This is a genomic window from Candidatus Sodalis sp. SoCistrobi (assembly GCF_900143145.1).
GTDB lineage: Bacteria > Pseudomonadota > Gammaproteobacteria > Enterobacterales > Enterobacteriaceae > SoCistrobi.
Map to the genome: position 1 here is coordinate 1 of NZ_FRDB01000039.1, position 16,431 is coordinate 16,431.

Sequence of the window (16,431 nt, forward strand, 5' to 3'; positions counted from 1 at the left end):
CATGCTGAGTTTCCAGCACTAGATTAACTGCCCGTTCACGGACTTCCGGAGAGTAACGTTTGGTCGTTGTCATAGAGACCTCCACTTTTAAAGTATAGACTCTAATTTATCCGGGGTGATTCACTATGTCATGGTGCAAGGGAAATCAGCGCATAAGCCATCTCGGCGGACAGCGCAATGCCAAAGAGGGTAGCGGGAAAGCAAGGGGAACGTGGGGCCGGCAAAGTAAGATTGACAGTGGTGCGAAGAGAGGGACTTGAACCCTCACGTCCGTTAAGACACTAACACCTGAAGCTAGCGCGTCTACCAATTCCGCCACCTTCGCCTGACACAGACAGCCGGTTAAGGCTGTTACCACGGAGGCGGATTTTAGAGGTTTTGGCGTTAAGGTCAATAATTATTTGTGATTTCGCGGGCGTTTGCTGCAAAAAGATACCCCGCTCAGCGGGACCCGTCGGCGCGCGGCGCATGACCGCGCGCTACCGCCTGCGTCAGCGGCGTTTAGCACCCTTATCGCGGCTGCGTTTTACCTGATGGATGGCCTGGTAAACCTTGAAACGGCCGTTCTGCGCCAGCACTTGATGATTACCGAATACCGCATCGAGCAGATCTGGATAGGGCAGGAAAGCGTTAGCGACAATGCGCAGTTCGCCACCGATACGCAGATGGTTAAGAGCGCCGCGAATCAGCATCTCCGCCGCCTTCAGATTGGTTTGCATGCCGTCATGGAACGGCGGGTTGGAGATAATCATATCGAAGCGGCCGCTAATGGCGGAGTACACATCGCCGGCCAGCACCTCCCCCTCCAGCCCGTTGGCCGCCAAGGTGGCGCGGCTGGCCGCCAGCGCCGGCGCATGGGCATCACTGAGGGTTAATTGCACTCCCGCCGCCCCTTTCGCCAGAAAGGCCGACAGGACGCCGGCGCCGCAGCCGATGTCGGCCACATGGCCCTGCAGCGGCCGATCGAACGTCGACAATAGCAACTGGCTGCCGTTATCCAGCCCGTCACGGCTAAAGACGCCCGGCAGGGTTTTTATCACCACATCGTCAAGCTGGTAGGATTGCCAAAACGCCTCGGCATCAAAACGGGGCTGCTGGACCAGCTCGCCGTGATACAGCCCGCAGCGCCGGGCGCTATCAATTTTAGCCAGCGGGCACCACACTGCCAGCATCGGTTCGGCGCTGCGCACGCCGCTGCGGTTCTCCCCCACCACAAACACATCGCAGCCCAGCGGCAGCAGCGACAGCAAGTTGGTCAACTGAAACAGCGCTTCCGGCTTGTTTTTCGGCCAAAAGTAAATCAGCGTGTCGCAGCCGCCCACCAGCGCGGCGTCCGCCACCAGGCCGAATTGCACCGCCTGCTCGCCCAGCGCGCGCGCCAACGTCTGCCGGTGGTGATACCAGGCGGTATGAACCTTCACACTCCGCGCCTCCAGCCGGGCCGGCAGCAAATCCTGCACGTCGCCTGCGATCACGACCTGTTTATCTGAAAATGTATCCTGATGCCGGAGTATGACTTCACTGGCGGGGGTTAAAGCAGACATGCGACAAACGCTCCTCATTAATTCGAGCAGGGAGTATAGTGCTTTATTGCCCCGGGTTCGATGGGTTTGGTAGCATAGCGGCGCGGAATCATGGCCGCTGATGGGAATGACGATGACGACAATGCGCGACTGGCAATTACAACAACTCGGCATTACGCAATGGACGCTTCGGCGCCCGGCGGTGCTACAGGGGGAAGTTGCGGTCAAATTGCCGAGTCATATTCGTTTGTTGCTGGTAGCCGACCCGCTGCCGCCGGTGGATCATCCGCTGGTGACCGATGTGGCGCGCAGCATGGCGCTGACGTCGGCGCAGCTGTATGGGGTGACGCCGGAGCAAGTTATGATGTTGCCGGACAGCGTGCGCTGCCATTGCTGGTGGCTTGGGCTCGATGCCACACGCGATTTTGCCGGCATATCTTTCCATACGCCGCCGCTGGCGGCGCTTTCACAGGACGTTGGCGCGAAACGCGAGCTATGGCGCCGGATAAGTGATGATGAACACCATATTACCGCTGCTGCCGGCTGATTTAACCGAAGCCTGGCACATTGAGCAGGCCAGCCACGCGTTTCCCTGGAGCGCCAAAACCTTTGCCGGCAATCAGGGCGATCGCTATCTCAATTTCAAGCTGTGCGTGGGGGAACGCATCGCGGCTTTCGCCATCACCCAGACGGTGCTGGATGAAGCGTCGCTGTTCAATATTGCCGTCCATCCCGACTTTCAGCGCCAGGGGCATGGCCGGGCGCTGCTGAACCATCTTATTGCCGAGCTGGAGCAGCGGCAGGTCTTTACGCTGTGGCTGGAAGTGCGTCAGTCCAATGCGCCGGCTATCGCCCTGTATGGCGCGCTGGGTTTTAATGAAGTTTCGGTCCGGCGCAATTACTATCCCTCGGCGGACGGCCGCGAAGATGCGGTGATTATGGCGCTGCCGCTGGGCTGACGCCCCTGCCGACCGGGGTGCTATCAATGACTCCCCACACCATGTAGAATCTGCAACCAGCAAATTCCGTTTAGACCTGTTATGTGGCGCGCGTCAGTCGTGCGCCCATCGAGAAAGTGACCATGAAGAACGACCTTTACGCCGACGAGATTGCGGCACGGCGCACCTTTGCGATTATTTCGCACCCCGACGCCGGTAAAACGACGATTACTGAAAAAGTGCTGCTGTTCGGACAGGCGATTCAAACCGCCGGTACCGTTAAAGGCCGCGGCTCTAACCAGCACGCCAAATCCGACTGGATGGAAATGGAAAAGCAGCGCGGTATTTCCATTACCACCTCGGTGATGCAATTCCCTTACCGCCAGGCACTGGTCAATCTGCTGGATACCCCGGGGCATGAAGACTTCTCCGAGGACACCTATCGTACCCTGACGGCGGTGGATTGCTGCCTGATGGTGATTGACGCCGCCAAAGGGGTTGAGGACCGGACCCGCAAGCTGATGGAAGTTACCCGCCTGCGCGACACGCCGATCCTGACCTTTATGAATAAAGTGGACCGCGATATTCGCGATCCGATGGAGCTGCTGGATGAGGTGGAAAGCGAGCTGCGTATCGCCTGCGCGCCGATCACCTGGCCCATTGGCTGCGGCAAGCTGTTCAAGGGCATTTACCATCTGGCGAAGGATGAAACTTACCTTTACCAGAGCGGCCAGGGCCATACCATCCAGGCGGTACGGGTGGTGAAAGGGCTGGACAACCCGGAGTTGGACCAGGCGGTGGGCGAGGATCTGGCCGCGCAGCTGCGCGAAGAGCTGGAACTGGTGCAGGGCGCCTCCCATCCGTTTGACGAACAGGCTTTCCTGGCGGGAGAGCTGACGCCGGTCTTTTTCGGCACCGCGTTAGGTAACTTTGGCGTCGATCATATGCTCGATGGGCTGGTGGCTTGGGCACCGCCGCCGATGCCGCGGCAGACCGACGCGCGGGTGGTGAGCGCGAAAGAAGAAAAGTTCACCGGTTTCGTGTTCAAGATCCAGGCCAATATGGACCCGCGGCACCGGGACCGGGTGGCGTTTTTGCGCGTTGTGTCCGGCCGTTATGAAAAAAGTATGAAACTGCGCCAGGTGCGTACCGGTAAAGACGTCGTCATCGCCGATGCGCTGACCTTTATGGCGGGTGATCGTTCTCATATCGAAGAGGCTTTCGCCGGCGATATTATCGGGTTGCACAACCACGGCACTATCCAAATTGGCGACACCTTCACCCAGGGCGAAGAGCTGAAATTTACCGGTATTCCCAACTTCGCGCCGGAATTGTTCCGCCGTATCCGCCTGCGCGATCCGCTCAAACAAAAACAATTGCTTAAAGGGCTGGTGCAATTGTCCGAAGAGGGCGCGGTGCAGGTGTTTCGTCCGCTAGGGAACAACGATCTCATCGTCGGCGCGGTCGGCGTACTGCAGTTCGATGTGGTGGTGGCGCGGCTGAAAAGCGAATACAACGTGGAAGCGCTGTATGAGTCGGTCAACGTTTCCACCGCCCGCTGGGTTGAGTGCGGCGACGCCAAAAAACTGGAAGAGTTCAAGCGTAAAAATGAGCTTAACCTGGCGCTCGACGGCGGTAATAACCTGTCTTATATCGCACCGAGCATGGTGAATCTGAATTTGACCCGGGAGCGCTACCCGGATGTTCAGTTCCATAAAACGCGCGAACACTAATCGCGCGTGTCGCGGCATGCCGCACGAACGGCGCGTTCCCTGAAACCTGATATAGCATCCGGGCGCGACGCCCGGGCGATGGGGGGCGTAATGCCACCTCAGGGCGCGCCCTTGTTCTTCGCCGTCGGCCTCTGCCGGCTTTGTCATAATGCCGGTATTGGCGCCGTTACGCGTAGCATGGGCGGCAGCGGCATTCGCGTTGCGCCTTTGCACCTCCCATGGGCTACAGCGGCAACGGCGGAAGGTCTCTAATAAAGGGGGATGCCACGCCCTTATTGGCAATGGCCATCCCCGCCCCGTTGCTCCTTGAGCGGGTGACCCGCAGTCGTCCGCGGGCTTACCCGATGCCTTAGCCTCTCCCTGCCGGAAAGTTCCTAAATCCTTGCTTCTGCTTTTAATTCGACGATTTTCTTTTCCCTAAGCATGCAAATTACTCGTGGTGGTCTATAGTTAAATTGTCACTGACGGAGCGGTTAATTAAGCTAATAAATCCGGCGAAGTCAGAGAAATTTGCTGTTAAGGACCGTGAGGGCAGCCTAATTATGGCCCGCGGTTCCCAGGACGAATAAGGCCAATAGGAGAACAGAACACAGCAACGGTGATTATCACCTGACATTTTTAATGAAGGGTCACTGCAAGGTTGCAGGACGCGGAAATTGTTGGATGCCAGACCGGCTTATCACGCGGCGGCGCATTATTCAGGCTACAGTTGTGGCGCATCGCTCAGGCATTGAGTGGAATGATAAAAGGAAAACATCGATGAATAAGACCAAGATTGCACAATCGCTTACGGCTATCGTACTGGGTTCAGTCCTGGCCAGCGCAACCGCAATGGCGGACACTTCCGTGACGCAGGACGCCAAGTCCGCGGCCAATACCACGGGGCAGAAAATCGATAGCTCCATGAAGTCAGCGTCGGGGTATATGGGCGATAGCGCCATTACCGCGAAAGTTAAAAGCGCGCTGGTGGGCAATGATGCCGTGAACAGCAACGACATTTCCGTCGAAACCAATCAAGGCGTCGTCACGTTGAGCGGTTTTGTCGCCAACCAGAGCCAGGCGGAAAAAGCTGTAACCTCAGCTCGCAATGTCAAAGGCGTGAAATCCGTCAGCGACAAGCTGCATGTGAAAGAAACGAATAGCACTTCGGTAAAGACCTACGCCAGCGACGCGGCGATCACCAGCGAAGTGAAGGCAAAATTCCTGGCGGATAAGAGCGTGCCGTCGCGGATGATTAAGGTGGAAACCACCGATGGTATCGTGCAGTTAAGCGGTAAGGTGGAAAATGCTGCGCAGATCACCCGTGCAGAAAGCGTTGCCAAGGCGGTGGACGGCGTGAAAAGTGTTAAAAACGACCTGACCTCCGGCCAGTAACGCGCATCGTGTGAAATCGTTAACCGTGGTCCGTTAGCGGTTACAGGGACTAAAATAGCCGGTAAAGTGGGAAGAGGGACCCGCTCCCTCTCCTCCGGTAACACAAAAGTTGTTATTCCATCATTTGGGTAAGGAGAGGCTTATGTTTCGTTGGGGCATTATTTTTCTAGTTATTGCCTTGATTGCAGCTGCATTAGGGTTTGGTGGTCTGGCGGGTACGGCTGCTTGGGCCGCGAAAATCGTATTCGTCGTCGGTATTATCCTGTTCCTGATAAGCCTGTTCACCGGCCGTCGCGGCAGGTAGTGTTGCTTATGAAACCAGACTGGCCTTCGCGCCAGTGATTTAAACGGTTATACCCGGAGAGGCCTATGAATAGCGACATCGTGGTTGGCAAATGGAAACAATGGAAGAGCCAGATGTGGTTATTGTGGGCAGAGTGGTTTGATAGCGACTGTGCCTGGGTAGCGGGAAGCAATGATTACCTCTCCGGCGTTTTACAGGAAGATTACGGCAAATCGGTCAAGCCGCACTCCTCTTTCGCCAACAAGTCCTGCCATTAAGCCACCGGCAACGGTATTTGCCGTAGGGGCACCGGCAAAAGGTTTTCCTCAGCCCGGCCTTTCACGCCTTTTCGCTCCTGATACTGCCCCGCCGACGCATTGTGCCGTCTTTGGCAAGTGAACCCAACACCCCACATCAACTGGACAATATGATTTTGGCCACTGAAAGTCCCTTGCTGAACACCAAGGGCTGAATGTCGTTGATGGACGCCAAGGGCTTAGAGTACTTCGCTAGACAATAACCGCTGAAGGTGGTTGATAGACGCCAAGGGCTGCAGGTACCTCGCTAAACAATAACCGCTGAAGGGCCTGATGGACGCCAAGGGCTTAAGGTACCTCGCTAGACAGTAACCGCTGAAGGGGGTTGATGAGCACCAACTGCCGAGGGTACCTTGCAGCACAATAACCGCCAAAGGTACCGTCAACAACAACGCCGCTCGATGCCATAACACCACAGCATGACGAGATAACGATAAACAACGCCGCCCGGCGGGCGCCGTTACTGCATCCTGCAATGTCGTCAACGCTGTGGATTAGCCTCACCGATTTAGGTTGTCACCCATTGACTCCCTATGACTATGATGCCACCGCAGCACCGGTATTTAGCCCATTATTAGGGTAGCGTCGGTCTGGCTGGTTGACTTTCCGCGGCGGTGGGTGTTTTGTCACCGCCGGGCGGCGCATTATGTTATATGCTGTTAGAAGAAACGGTTCGGCCGGCTGGCGTATAAGGCCGCCGCGACAGGGGGACTCATGCACCAACCGCGTTTTATCGACACACATTGTCATTTTGATTTCCCACCGTTTTCGGGCCAGGAGCAGCAAAGTTTACATTTGGCGGCGGCGGCGGGCGTTGAGCGCATCCTGGTGCCTTCGGTGGCGGCTGAAAGGTTTGCCGGCGTGCTGACGCTGGCGGAACGTTACCCGATGCTGCATGCCGCGCTCGGTCTGCATCCCATCGCCATTGCCCGGCATCAGGATGAGGATGTCGATCGGTTGCAGCAGCAATTGCACCAGCATTGCGCCACGCTTGCGGCGGTCGGGGAAATCGGTCTGGATACCTATATGCCACAGCCGCAACTGCCGCGCCAGCTGGCGTTATTGTCGGCGCAGTTGCGCCTGGCGGCGCGCTACGATTTGCCGGTGATACTGCACTCGCGCCGGACACACGATCGGCTGGCCAAGCTGTTGCGGACCCAAGCCGTGCCGCGTACGGGGGTGGTGCACGGTTTTGCCGGCAGCTATCAACAGGCGCAAGCGTTTGTTCAGCTGGGCTATTATCTCGGCGTCGGCGGGACCATTACCTATCCCCGCGCCAGCAAAACCCGTGACGTCATGGCGCGATTGCCATTGACGTGTCTGCTGCTGGAGACCGACGCGCCCGATATGCCGTTGTCGGGATACCAAGGGCAGCCTAACCGGCCGGAGCGCATCCGCCAGACGTTTGCCGCGCTGTGCCAACTGCGCCCCGAGCCGCCGGCGGTGATTGCCGATGCGTTGTATCAGAATAGCCTGCGGCTGTTCGCGCTGCCGGCCCGCGACCCCGACGCGGTCTGACTCCCCCGGTGTTGCGGGGTGCTTAAGCGGTTCACTCTTGGGCGCGGAGGAACCAAGAAGGCACTTTCCCGCCCGTGCCGGGTCGCGGCGCGCGAAGCCGCTCATCTGCATACCGTGGCAGGATAATGAGGCCGTCGCGGGGGGGGATCACGGGGCCATCCCCGGCAGGGCGGCGATACGGGTTGGCCGGCCTGCGCCTCAACGCGGTTGCAGCATGATTTCCGTGTTGTCGCGCATAAAACGCGATAATGCAGCAGCTTATTTCGCGTAAATATGAAAAAATAGCGTCAGCGCAATACGGGGCAAGCACAATACCCCGTGCACTGGATAACGGCGCGGCGAGAGGGAACTCTGACGCCCGCGGCCTGCATGGCCGGCGGGTAGCTCTTCATGGAACCAAGTCCGCTCGCCAACCTCGTTGCGCGTGAACAATACCTTGTTCCGCGCGCTGTTTGCAGATTCGCCCAGGGCGAAAAACGGTAAGTTGGAGAGTACAATGAATCATTTAACCCTTGCGGCCCAGCGCGCGCTGAGCCTCATGGACCTGACCACCCTGAACGATGACGATACCGATGAAAAGGTGATTGCCTTGTGCCGCCAGGCCCACACCTCCGTGGGCGACACTGCGGCGGTGTGTCTCTATCCGCGTTTCATTCCCATTGCCCGCCAGACGCTTGACGCTCAGGGCAGCACGGCGGTGCGCATCGCGACCGTGACCAATTTTCCCCACGGCAATGACTGCCTGGAAACCGCGCTGGCGGAAACCCGCGCCGCTATCGCCTATGGTGCGGATGAAGTGGATATCGTGTTCCCCTATCGGGCGCTTATCGCTGGCAATGAGCACATCGGGCTGGAAATGGTGAAACAGGCCAGCGAGGTGTGCCGCGCCCGGCAGGTGCTGCTGAAGGTGATTATCGAGAGCGGTGAACTGCGCCGGCCGGATCTTATCCGCCGCGCATCGCAGCTGGCGATTACGGGCGGCGCGGATTTCATCAAAACCTCCACCGGGAAAGTGCCGGTGAACGCCACCCTGGAAAGCGCCGGCATTATGCTGACCACTATCATGGAGGAAGGCGCTGCCGAACGGGTGGGGTTCAAAGCCGCCGGCGGCGTGCGCACCGCCGAAGAGGCCGCGGCCTATCTGGCCCTGGCCGATGAGATTATGGGCGAGGGTTGGGCTGATGCGCGCCATTTCCGCTTCGGTGCCTCCAGTCTGTTGGGCAGTCTGTTGACGGTGCTGGGTCAGGCAGCGCAACCTGCCGCAAACGGGTACTAAGCCGTGACGGTGCGCCGCCGCGGCGGCGAACGCCGTTTTTCGGGCTGCGGCCCGCTTTGCTTTGCCGAGGGGATACTGTGTTTCTGGCACAAGAAATTATCCGTAAAAAGCGGGATGGCGAGCCGCTGAGCGCGGAAGAAATTCGCTTTTTCGTCAATGGAGTACGCGATAATACCGTTTCCGAGGGCCAAATCGCCGCGCTGGCGATGACCATCTATTTCCACGATATGAATTTGCAGGAACGCGTGGCGCTGACGCTGGCCATGCGCGATTCCGGCCATACCCTGGACTGGCGCCGTGAGGCGTTGGGCGGGCCGGTGGTGGATAAGCATTCCACCGGCGGCGTGGGGGATGTCACCTCGCTGATGCTCGGGCCGATGATCGCCGCCTGCGGCGGTTTCGTGCCTATGGTTTCCGGGCGTGGGCTCGGGCACACCGGCGGCACGCTCGATAAACTGGAGGCGATTCCGGGGCTGGCGATTTTTCTGGACGACGATGCCTTCCGCGCCCAGATAAAACAGGTCGGGGTGGCGATTATGGGGCAGACCCACTCGCTGGCGCCGGCGGACAAGCGCATTTATGCCACCCGCGATATAACCGCGACGGTGGATTCGATCCCGCTTATCACCGCCTCGATTCTGGCAAAAAAACTGGCGGAAGGGCTGGATGCGCTGGTGATGGACGTCAAGGTAGGTTCCGGCGCCCTGATGCCCACCTTGGCGGGTTCGGAAGCGCTGGCGCAGGCTATTGTCGGCGTTGCCAACGGCGCGGGCTGCAGGACGACCGCGCTGCTGACCGATATGAATCAGGTGCTGGCCTCCAGCGCCGGCAACGCCTTGGAAGTGCGCGAAGCGGTCCGGTTTCTGACCAACGACGAACGCAACCCGCGGCTGTTCGAGGTCACCCTGGCGCTGTGCAGTGAAATGCTGACAACCGCCGGCCTGGCGCAGAGCGAGGATGCGGCGCGGGCGGCGCTGGTACGTGCGCTGGACAGCGGCGAGGCGGCGGAACGTTTCGGCCGGATGGTGGCGGCGCAGGGCGGCCCGGCGGACTTTGTCCAGCGCTATGACCGTTACCTGCCGGCGGCGACGCTCAGCAAACCGGTGTTTCCGGCCGGCGCGGGGTATATCCGCAGTATGGATACCCGCGCGCTGGGTATGACCGTTGTGGCGTTGGGCGGCGGCCGTCAGCGGGCCAGCGACGCCATTGATTATAGCGTTGGTCTCACCGAGATGGCGCGGTTGGGGGACTTTGTCGATGCCAGTACACCGCTGGCGGTGGTCCATGCCGCCAGCGAGGAGAGCTGGCTGCGCGCGGCCAAGGCGGTACGCGCAGCCATCCAACTGGGGGCCGTGGCGCCACAAGCGTTACCGGTGGTTTATCGCCGTATCACGGCGGCGGCCGATTAGCCGGCCCGTTTAAGGGCGTAAACGGCAGGCGCCGTTTGTCCCCGCGTGCGAGCGACGGCGGCCGGTGAGTCGGTCGAATTTTATTGCGGGAACGGCGCGCGCCGTTCCCCTCAAGGGCGGTAATGGCGCGGCCTCTTGGCCGGCATACCGCCGCAAGCAGGAGAACAATGATGCAACGTGTATTCATCATGGTGCTGGATTCCTTTGGTATCGGGGCGGCAGGGGACGCCGATAAGTTCGGCGATCGCGGGTCGGACACCCTGGGGCATATCGCTGAGCGCTGTGAACGCGGCGACGCCAATCACGGGCGCAAGGGGCCGCTGAAGCTGCCTAACCTGACGCGCCTCGGCCTGGCGAAAGCCGCTGAGCAATCCACCGGACGCTTCCCGCCGGGGCTGGATAAGCAGGCGGAAATCGTTGGCGCCTATGCTTATGCCAGCGAGATTTCCTCCGGCAAAGACACGCCGTCGGGACATTGGGAGATAGCGGGCGTGCCGGTGCTGTTTGACTGGGGCTATTTCCCGGCGACGGAAAACAGCTTTCCGTCGGCGCTTTTGGACGAGTTAGTCGCCCGGGCGGGCCTACCGGGTTTCCTCGGCAATTGCCACGCCTCGGGAACGGTGATCCTTGACCGACTGGGGGAGGAGCATATGCGCACCGGGAAGCCGATTTTTTACACCTCGGCGGATTCGGTGTTTCAGATAGCTTGCCACGAAGAGACGTTCGGGCTTGAGCGCCTGTATTCGTTGTGTGAGATTGCGCGCGAAATGCTGACCGACGGTGGTTACAACATCGGCCGCGTCATCGCCCGGCCTTTCGTCGGCGCAAAAGCCGGCCAGTTTGAGCGCACCGGCAACCGGCACGATTTAGCGGTAGCGCCGCCGTCAGCGACCATGCTGCAAAAGCTGGTGGAGGAGAAAGACGGGACGGTGGTGTCGGTCGGCAAAATCGCCGATATTTTTGCCCAGGTGGGCATCAGTAAAAAGGTGAAAGCCACCGGACTGGATGCCTTATTTGATGCGACGGTGCGGGAGATGGACGCGGCGGGGGACAACACGCTGGTGTTCACCAATTTCGTTGACTTCGATTCCGCCTATGGCCACCGACGGGATGTCGCCGGCTACGCGGCGGCGCTGGAGCTGTTCGATCGCCGCTTACCGGAGCTGATGTCGCGGGTGCAGGGCAATGATATCTTGATCCTTACCGCCGACCACGGCTGCGATCCCACCTGGCACGGCACCGATCATACCCGTGAGCATGTGCCGGTCCTTCTCTACGGCCCGAAGATCAATCCGGGTTTCTACGGCCATCGCACCACCTTCGCCGACATTGGTCAGACGGTGGCGCGCTACTTCGGCCTCTCGCCGATGGACTACGGCAAGGCGATAATATAAGCCGTGCACGATGGCGCCGGCTTTCAGTGCTGGCGCCGGTATTGGATTTCGCCGCTGGCCTGCCGGGCCGGCGGCCGGTTTTTAACCTTCACACAAAAGGAAAGAGAGTATGGCAACGCCGCATATTAACGCTGAAATGGGCGATTTCGCAGAGGTCGTACTCATGCCGGGGGACCCGTTACGGGCGCAGCATATTGCCAATACCTTCCTCGCCGATGCCCGGGAAGTTAACCGGGTACGCGGCATGCTGGCCTACACCGGCAGCTACAAAGGGCGCGCGGTCTCGGTCATGGGGCACGGCATGGGCATTCCGTCTTGCTCGATCTATACCAAAGAGCTTATCACCGATTTTGGCGTCCAACAGATCATCCGTGTCGGCTCGTGCGGGGCCATTAGAAGCGACGTTCAGGTGCGGGACATCGTTATCGGCATGGGTGCCAGCACCGACTCCAAGGTGAACCGCATGCGCTTTAAAGATCATGACTTCGCCGCCATTGCCGACTTCGATTTGGTGCGCAATGCGGTGGATGCCGCCAAGGCCGCCGGAATTCCGGTGCGCGTGGGCAATATTTTTTCCGCCGATCTATTCTACACCCCGGATCCGCAGATGTTCGATGTCCTGGAAAAATACGGCATTCTGGGCGTGGAAATGGAAGCCGCCGGGATCTACGGCGTCGCGGCGGAATTTGGCGCCCGCGCGCTGGCGATATGCACCGTATCCGATCATATCCGTAGCGGTGAAGCCTTGAGCGCGGCCGATCGCCAGACCACCTTTAACGACATGATTGAAGTGGCGCTGGAATCGGTCTTGCTGGGCGATGCGTGCTAACGCCGTCTCAGGGCGGGTCGTGGGGTCTGACGTGCTTTGCCGGGGGCTTAATGTCGGCCGTGGAGGGCGCGGCGTCCTCCTCTTCCTCACGTCGCTCCGCCAGCGGCGTGCTGGCGGTGAGCAGGTAGGGCGACTGCTGCCAGCGGCTGCGGCGGTTTTGCAGCAGCGTGCGCGCCAGGATGATACCGATGGCGAGCGCCAACAGCATCATCAGGCGCAGCAGATTGGTGGTATTGTCGACCTGTTTGGCTTCAATCTCCAATACGTGGGTATCCAGCGTCAGGCGCACAAAACCGCTGGGGCCCTTGTCATCTTCAATCGTTCGCACCAACTGATGGTTGAAGAAGCTGCCCGCTCGCTGATTGCCGATAGCCAACCGGTCGCGTACGCTGATGTTTTCACCGGCACGGGCCACCAGGCTGCCGTCCATGTTGTAGACGCTGGCGTCGAGAATGCGGCTGTTGCGCGTTAAGCGTTCCAGCACCCCTTTAATCGGCGCGCTGTTGTCGTCGCGGCCGGCCATCAGCGGCGCCAGCTCGCCGGTAACCTGGCGAATCAGCGTATCCGCCAACTCTTCCACCTGCGCCGAGCGGGCCATCTGGTGGCTCAGGCTAAAATAGGTCGCGCCCTGCATTAACGCCACCAGCAGCGCCACGCAAATCAGCACGATCACCGTACGGTGCAAACGGAACGAGAATCTGGCGCGGGCCATAGGTTTCCTTTTTCTTTTAGACGCTTTATGTTGCCAGAGGCGTCGACGATAGGATAGCTTGTTGCGCGTTGAGAACGGCGGCTGAACATCTTTCTACAGGAGTCAACATGCCCAATAGTCTGACCTACTGCGATCTGCCCGAGGGTATTTCACACTGGCCGGGATTGCCTTTGTCATTAAGCGGCGACGAAGTCATGCCGCTGGATTACCGAGCGGGCCATACCGGTTGGTTATTATACGGCAAAAATCTGGATAAACAGAGCCTGTCGCGGTATCAGCGCGCGCTGGGCGCGGCGATGGTGGTGGTTTCCGCCTGGCAAATTGATGATTATCAGGTGGTGCGTCTGGCGGGGTCGCTAACGGCGCGCGCCACGCGGCTGGCCCATGAGCACGGCCTGGACGTGGCGCCTTTCGGCAAAACGCCCCATTTACGCGCGCCGGGCCTGCTGATTATGGATATGGACTCCACGGCGATACAAATCGAGTGCATCGATGAGATAGCCAAATTGGCGGGGGTCGGCACCGAGGTGGCGGCGGTAACCGAGCGGGCGATGCGCGGCGAACTGGACTTCACCGCCAGCCTGCGTCAGCGGGTGGCGACCCTGAAAGGCGCCGATGCCGATATTCTGCGTCAGGTGCGCGAGGCGCTGCCGCTGATGCCCGGTCTGACACAGTTGACTAAAAAGCTGCAAAGTCTGGGGTGGCATGTCGCTATCGCCTCCGGCGGCTTTACCTATTTCGCCGAATTGTTGCGCGACAAGCTGCGTTTGGTTTCCATCGCCGCCAATGAGCTGGAGATCCGCGATGGCCGCCTGACCGGCGAAGTGGTGGGGGAGGTGGTGGATGCCGGCTACAAGGCGCGCGAGCTGACGCGTCTGGCGGATAAGCTGGCTATCCCCATCAGCCAGACGGTGGCGATTGGCGATGGTGCAAATGATTTATTGATGATACAATCAGCCGGGCTGGGCATTGCGTTCCACGCCAAGCCGAAGGTCAATGAACAAAGCAAGGTGACAATTCGTCACGCCGATTTGCTGGGAGTGCTGTGTATCTTGAGCGGCAATCTCAAATACGATGAACGCTGAGCGTGCCCGCCGGCGGCCGCGGTCGCGGCGTGCGGCGCGCCATGTCTTGCCGAGGTAATGTGTGGCTAAAGCGGTAAAGCGCGCTTTTGTATGTAATGAATGCGGTGCGGATTATCCGCGCTGGCAGGGGCAATGTACCGCCTGCCATGCCTGGAACACCATCACCGAGGTGCGTCTCGCGTCCACGCCGGCGGCGGCGCGCAACGAGCGGTTCAGCGGCTACGCCGGCGATAGCGGCGTCAGTAAAGTGCAAAAGCTATCTGAGATAAGCCTTGAAGCGCTGCCGCGCTTTTCCACGGGTTTTATCGAGCTTGACCGCGTGCTGGGCGGTGGCATGGTGCCGGGCAGCGCCATTTTGATCGGCGGCAGCCCCGGCGCGGGGAAAAGTACCCTGCTGCTGCAAACGCTGTGCAAGCTTGCCGCCGACATGAAAACCCTGTATGTCACCGGCGAGGAATCTTTGCAGCAGGTGGCGATGCGCGCGCATCGGCTCGGACTGCCCACCGGCAATCTGAATATGCTGTCGGAAACCAGTATCGAACAGATTTGTTTGACCGCCGCGCAGGAAAAACCGCGCGTGATGGTGATTGACTCGATTCAGGTAATGCATATGGCAGATGTGCAGTCTTCCCCGGGTAGCGTCGCCCAGGTGCGGGAATCCGCCGCCTATCTGACGCGTTTCGCCAAAACCCAAGGGGTGGCCATCATCATGGTCGGGCATGTGACCAAAGACGGCACGCTGGCGGGGCCGAAAGTGCTGGAGCACTGCATCGACTGCTCTATTATGCTGGACGGCGATTCCGATTCACGTTTCCGCACGTTGCGCAGTCATAAAAACCGGTTCGGCGCGGTCAATGAGCTTGGCGTCTTCGCCATGACCGAGCAGGGTCTGCGTGAAGTCAGCAATCCATCGGCGATTTTTTTAAGCCGCGGGGAGGAGATGACGCCCGGCAGCAGCGTGATGGTGGTCTGGGAGGGCACCCGCCCGCTGTTGGTGGAAATCCAGGCGCTGGTGGATCACTCGATGATGTCCAATCCGCGCCGGGTGGCGGTTGGCCTTGAGCAAAACCGATTGGCTATCTTGCTGGCGGTGCTGCACCGCCACGGCGGGTTGCAGATGGCGGATCAGGACGTATTCGTCAACGTCGTCGGTGGGGTAAAAGTGAGCGAAACCAGCGCCGATCTGGCGTTGATGCTGGCGATGGTGTCCAGTCTGCGCGACCGCCCCTTGCCGAAGGATCTGGTGGTCTTCGGCGAAGTGGGGCTGGCGGGCGAGATCCGCCCGGTGCCGAGCGGTCAGGAGCGCATCACCGAGGCCGCCAAACATGGTTTTCGCCGCGCCATCGTGCCTCAGGCCAATGTGCCGAAAAAGGCGCCGGAAAATATGCAGATCTTCGGCGTAAAAAAACTGGCCGATGCGTTGGCGATACTGGAAGAACTCTGACGTTGAGGAAGGTATGTTGTCGTTCACCTATTTGAAAAGCGCCATCAAACAGCAGGGGTGCACCTTACAGCAGGTGGCGGACGCCTGCGGCGTGACCAAAGGTTATCTCAGCCAGCTGCTGAACGCGAAAATCAAAAGCCCGAGCGCCCAGAAGCTCGAAGCCATCCACCGTTTCCTCGGGCTGGAGTTCCCCCGCCGGCAAAAAACGGTCGGGGTGATCTTCGGCAAGTTTTATCCGCTGCATACCGGCCATATCTACCTGATCCAGCGAGCCTGTAGTCAAGTTGATGAGCTGCATGTGATCCTCAACTACGACGATCAGCGCGACCTGCGGCTGTTTGAGGACAGCGCCATGTCCCAGCAGCCCACGCTTAGCGACAGGCTGCGCTGGCTGTTGCAAACATTCAAGTATCAGAAGAATATTCGTATTCATGCCTTCAATGAACAGGGAATGGAGCCTTACCCCCACGGCATAGGTATCTACACATTTATCGTGATACCTGTTATTACTTTGCAGAATGATTTCAACCTATCTGTTGGCGGGATTGACTCTCGCCTTACCCGCCGATATCAGACGCTGGTTAAACAGCATATGA

Annotated in this window: 16 protein-coding genes and 1 tRNA gene; 14 read left to right on the forward strand and 3 right to left on the reverse strand. The window is 59.4% G+C overall.

What is annotated here, in order from left to right; genetic code table 11:
- Nucleotides 1-238 precede the first annotated feature (238 nt).
- Nucleotides 239-325 (reverse strand) — tRNA-Leu (locus CINSTRO3249_RS04490).
- 166 nt (nt 326-491) lie between these two features.
- Entirely contained in the window at nt 492-1,544 is a 1,053-nt protein-coding gene (gene rsmC, locus CINSTRO3249_RS04495; protein WP_074012362.1) for a 16S rRNA (guanine(1207)-N(2))-methyltransferase RsmC, read from the reverse strand.
- Between the two features lie 112 nt (nt 1,545-1,656).
- Here rsmC and CINSTRO3249_RS04500 point away from each other — a divergent pair, with 112 nt between their 5' ends.
- The 11 genes from CINSTRO3249_RS04500 to deoD all read left to right on the forward strand — a co-directional run bounded on the left by CINSTRO3249_RS04500 (nt 1,657) and on the right by deoD (nt 12,594).
- A complete protein-coding gene (locus CINSTRO3249_RS04500) occupies nt 1,657-2,070 on the forward strand; it encodes a DNA polymerase III subunit psi (protein WP_074012373.1) in 414 nt (137 codons plus the stop codon).
- Nucleotides 2,039-2,482 carry a ribosomal protein S18-alanine N-acetyltransferase gene (rimI, locus tag CINSTRO3249_RS04505; RefSeq protein ID WP_074012363.1) on the forward strand — a complete coding sequence of 148 codons (444 nt, stop codon included), beginning with the start codon at nt 2,039-2,041 and terminating at the stop codon, nt 2,480-2,482. Before CINSTRO3249_RS04500 ends, rimI begins: the two co-directional genes overlap by 32 nt.
- Before the next feature lie 122 nt (nt 2,483-2,604).
- Nucleotides 2,605-4,194 carry a peptide chain release factor 3 gene (gene prfC, locus CINSTRO3249_RS04510; RefSeq protein ID WP_074012374.1) on the forward strand — a complete coding sequence of 530 codons (1,590 nt, stop codon included), beginning with the start codon at nt 2,605-2,607 and terminating at the stop codon, nt 4,192-4,194.
- A 759-nt stretch (nt 4,195-4,953) separates the two neighbouring features.
- On the forward strand, nt 4,954-5,568 hold the full coding sequence (gene osmY / locus CINSTRO3249_RS04515; protein ID WP_074012364.1) for a molecular chaperone OsmY: 615 nt from the start codon (nt 4,954-4,956) through the stop codon (nt 5,566-5,568).
- 142 nt (nt 5,569-5,710) lie between these two features.
- Nucleotides 5,711-5,872, forward strand: a complete 162-nt coding sequence (locus CINSTRO3249_RS04520; protein WP_011410256.1) for a DUF1328 domain-containing protein — start codon at nt 5,711-5,713, stop codon at nt 5,870-5,872.
- Nucleotides 5,873-5,937: 65 nt separating this feature from the next.
- Nucleotides 5,938-6,129, forward strand: a complete 192-nt coding sequence (locus CINSTRO3249_RS04525; RefSeq protein WP_074012365.1) for a CsbD family protein — start codon at nt 5,938-5,940, stop codon at nt 6,127-6,129.
- A 753-nt stretch (nt 6,130-6,882) separates the two neighbouring features.
- A complete protein-coding gene (locus tag CINSTRO3249_RS04530; protein WP_074012366.1) occupies nt 6,883-7,686 on the forward strand; it encodes a TatD family hydrolase in 804 nt (267 codons plus the stop codon).
- A 496-nt stretch (nt 7,687-8,182) separates the two neighbouring features.
- Nucleotides 8,183-8,962 carry a deoxyribose-phosphate aldolase gene (gene deoC, locus CINSTRO3249_RS04535; protein ID WP_074012375.1) on the forward strand — a complete coding sequence of 260 codons (780 nt, stop codon included), beginning with the start codon at nt 8,183-8,185 and terminating at the stop codon, nt 8,960-8,962.
- A gap of 77 nt (nt 8,963-9,039) precedes the next feature.
- Nucleotides 9,040-10,371, forward strand: coding sequence for a thymidine phosphorylase (gene deoA / locus CINSTRO3249_RS04540; protein WP_074012367.1), 1,332 nt, complete (start codon nt 9,040-9,042; stop codon nt 10,369-10,371).
- A 170-nt stretch (nt 10,372-10,541) separates the two neighbouring features.
- A complete protein-coding gene (gene deoB, locus CINSTRO3249_RS04545) occupies nt 10,542-11,765 on the forward strand; it encodes a phosphopentomutase (protein WP_074012368.1) in 1,224 nt (407 codons plus the stop codon).
- 109 nt (nt 11,766-11,874) lie between these two features.
- Nucleotides 11,875-12,594 carry a purine-nucleoside phosphorylase gene (deoD, locus tag CINSTRO3249_RS04550; RefSeq protein ID WP_074012369.1) on the forward strand — a complete coding sequence of 240 codons (720 nt, stop codon included), beginning with the start codon at nt 11,875-11,877 and terminating at the stop codon, nt 12,592-12,594.
- A gap of 7 nt (nt 12,595-12,601) precedes the next feature.
- Here deoD and CINSTRO3249_RS04555 read toward each other — a convergent pair whose 3' ends face one another.
- A complete protein-coding gene (locus CINSTRO3249_RS04555; RefSeq protein WP_074012370.1) occupies nt 12,602-13,306 on the reverse strand; it encodes a YtjB family periplasmic protein in 705 nt (234 codons plus the stop codon).
- 107 nt (nt 13,307-13,413) lie between these two features.
- On the opposite strand from CINSTRO3249_RS04555, the gene serB reads away from it, so the two are divergent.
- From serB to nadR, 3 genes are all read left to right on the forward strand, one after another.
- Entirely contained in the window at nt 13,414-14,391 is a 978-nt protein-coding gene (gene serB / locus CINSTRO3249_RS04560) for a phosphoserine phosphatase (protein WP_074012371.1), read from the forward strand.
- Between the two features lie 61 nt (nt 14,392-14,452).
- Complete coding sequence (radA, locus tag CINSTRO3249_RS04565) at nt 14,453-15,835, forward strand: DNA repair protein RadA (RefSeq protein ID WP_074012372.1); 1,383 nt, start codon at nt 14,453-14,455, stop codon at nt 15,833-15,835.
- A gap of 13 nt (nt 15,836-15,848) precedes the next feature.
- Nucleotides 15,849-16,431, forward strand: a 583-nt coding sequence (gene nadR / locus CINSTRO3249_RS04570; protein ID WP_084790111.1) for a multifunctional transcriptional regulator/nicotinamide-nucleotide adenylyltransferase/ribosylnicotinamide kinase NadR, incomplete at its 3' end; no start/stop codon positions are given.

Excerpts from the sequence above, each read along its gene's own strand:
- deoC (WP_074012375.1), top strand. The coding sequence starts at position 8,183 with ATGAATCATTTAACCCTTGCGGCCCAGCGCGCGCTGAGCCTCATGGAC.
- deoB (WP_074012368.1), top strand. The coding sequence starts at position 10,542 with ATGCAACGTGTATTCATCATGGTGCTGGATTCCTTTGGTATCGGGGCG.
- prfC (WP_074012374.1), top strand. The coding sequence starts at position 2,605 with ATGAAGAACGACCTTTACGCCGACGAGATTGCGGCACGGCGCACCTTT.
- CINSTRO3249_RS04530 (WP_074012366.1), top strand. The coding sequence starts at position 6,883 with ATGCACCAACCGCGTTTTATCGACACACATTGTCATTTTGATTTCCCA.
- rsmC (WP_074012362.1), bottom strand. The coding sequence starts at position 1,544 with ATGTCTGCTTTAACCCCCGCCAGTGAAGTCATACTCCGGCATCAGGAT.
- osmY (WP_074012364.1), top strand. The coding sequence starts at position 4,954 with ATGAATAAGACCAAGATTGCACAATCGCTTACGGCTATCGTACTGGGT.
- CINSTRO3249_RS04555 (WP_074012370.1), bottom strand. The coding sequence starts at position 13,306 with ATGGCCCGCGCCAGATTCTCGTTCCGTTTGCACCGTACGGTGATCGTG.
- CINSTRO3249_RS04500 (WP_074012373.1), top strand. The coding sequence starts at position 1,657 with ATGACGACAATGCGCGACTGGCAATTACAACAACTCGGCATTACGCAA.
- CINSTRO3249_RS04520 (WP_011410256.1), top strand. The coding sequence starts at position 5,711 with ATGTTTCGTTGGGGCATTATTTTTCTAGTTATTGCCTTGATTGCAGCT.
- deoD (WP_074012369.1), top strand. The coding sequence starts at position 11,875 with ATGGCAACGCCGCATATTAACGCTGAAATGGGCGATTTCGCAGAGGTC.
- rimI (WP_074012363.1), top strand. The coding sequence starts at position 2,039 with ATGAACACCATATTACCGCTGCTGCCGGCTGATTTAACCGAAGCCTGG.
- serB (WP_074012371.1), top strand. The coding sequence starts at position 13,414 with ATGCCCAATAGTCTGACCTACTGCGATCTGCCCGAGGGTATTTCACAC.
- CINSTRO3249_RS04525 (WP_074012365.1), top strand. The coding sequence starts at position 5,938 with ATGAATAGCGACATCGTGGTTGGCAAATGGAAACAATGGAAGAGCCAG.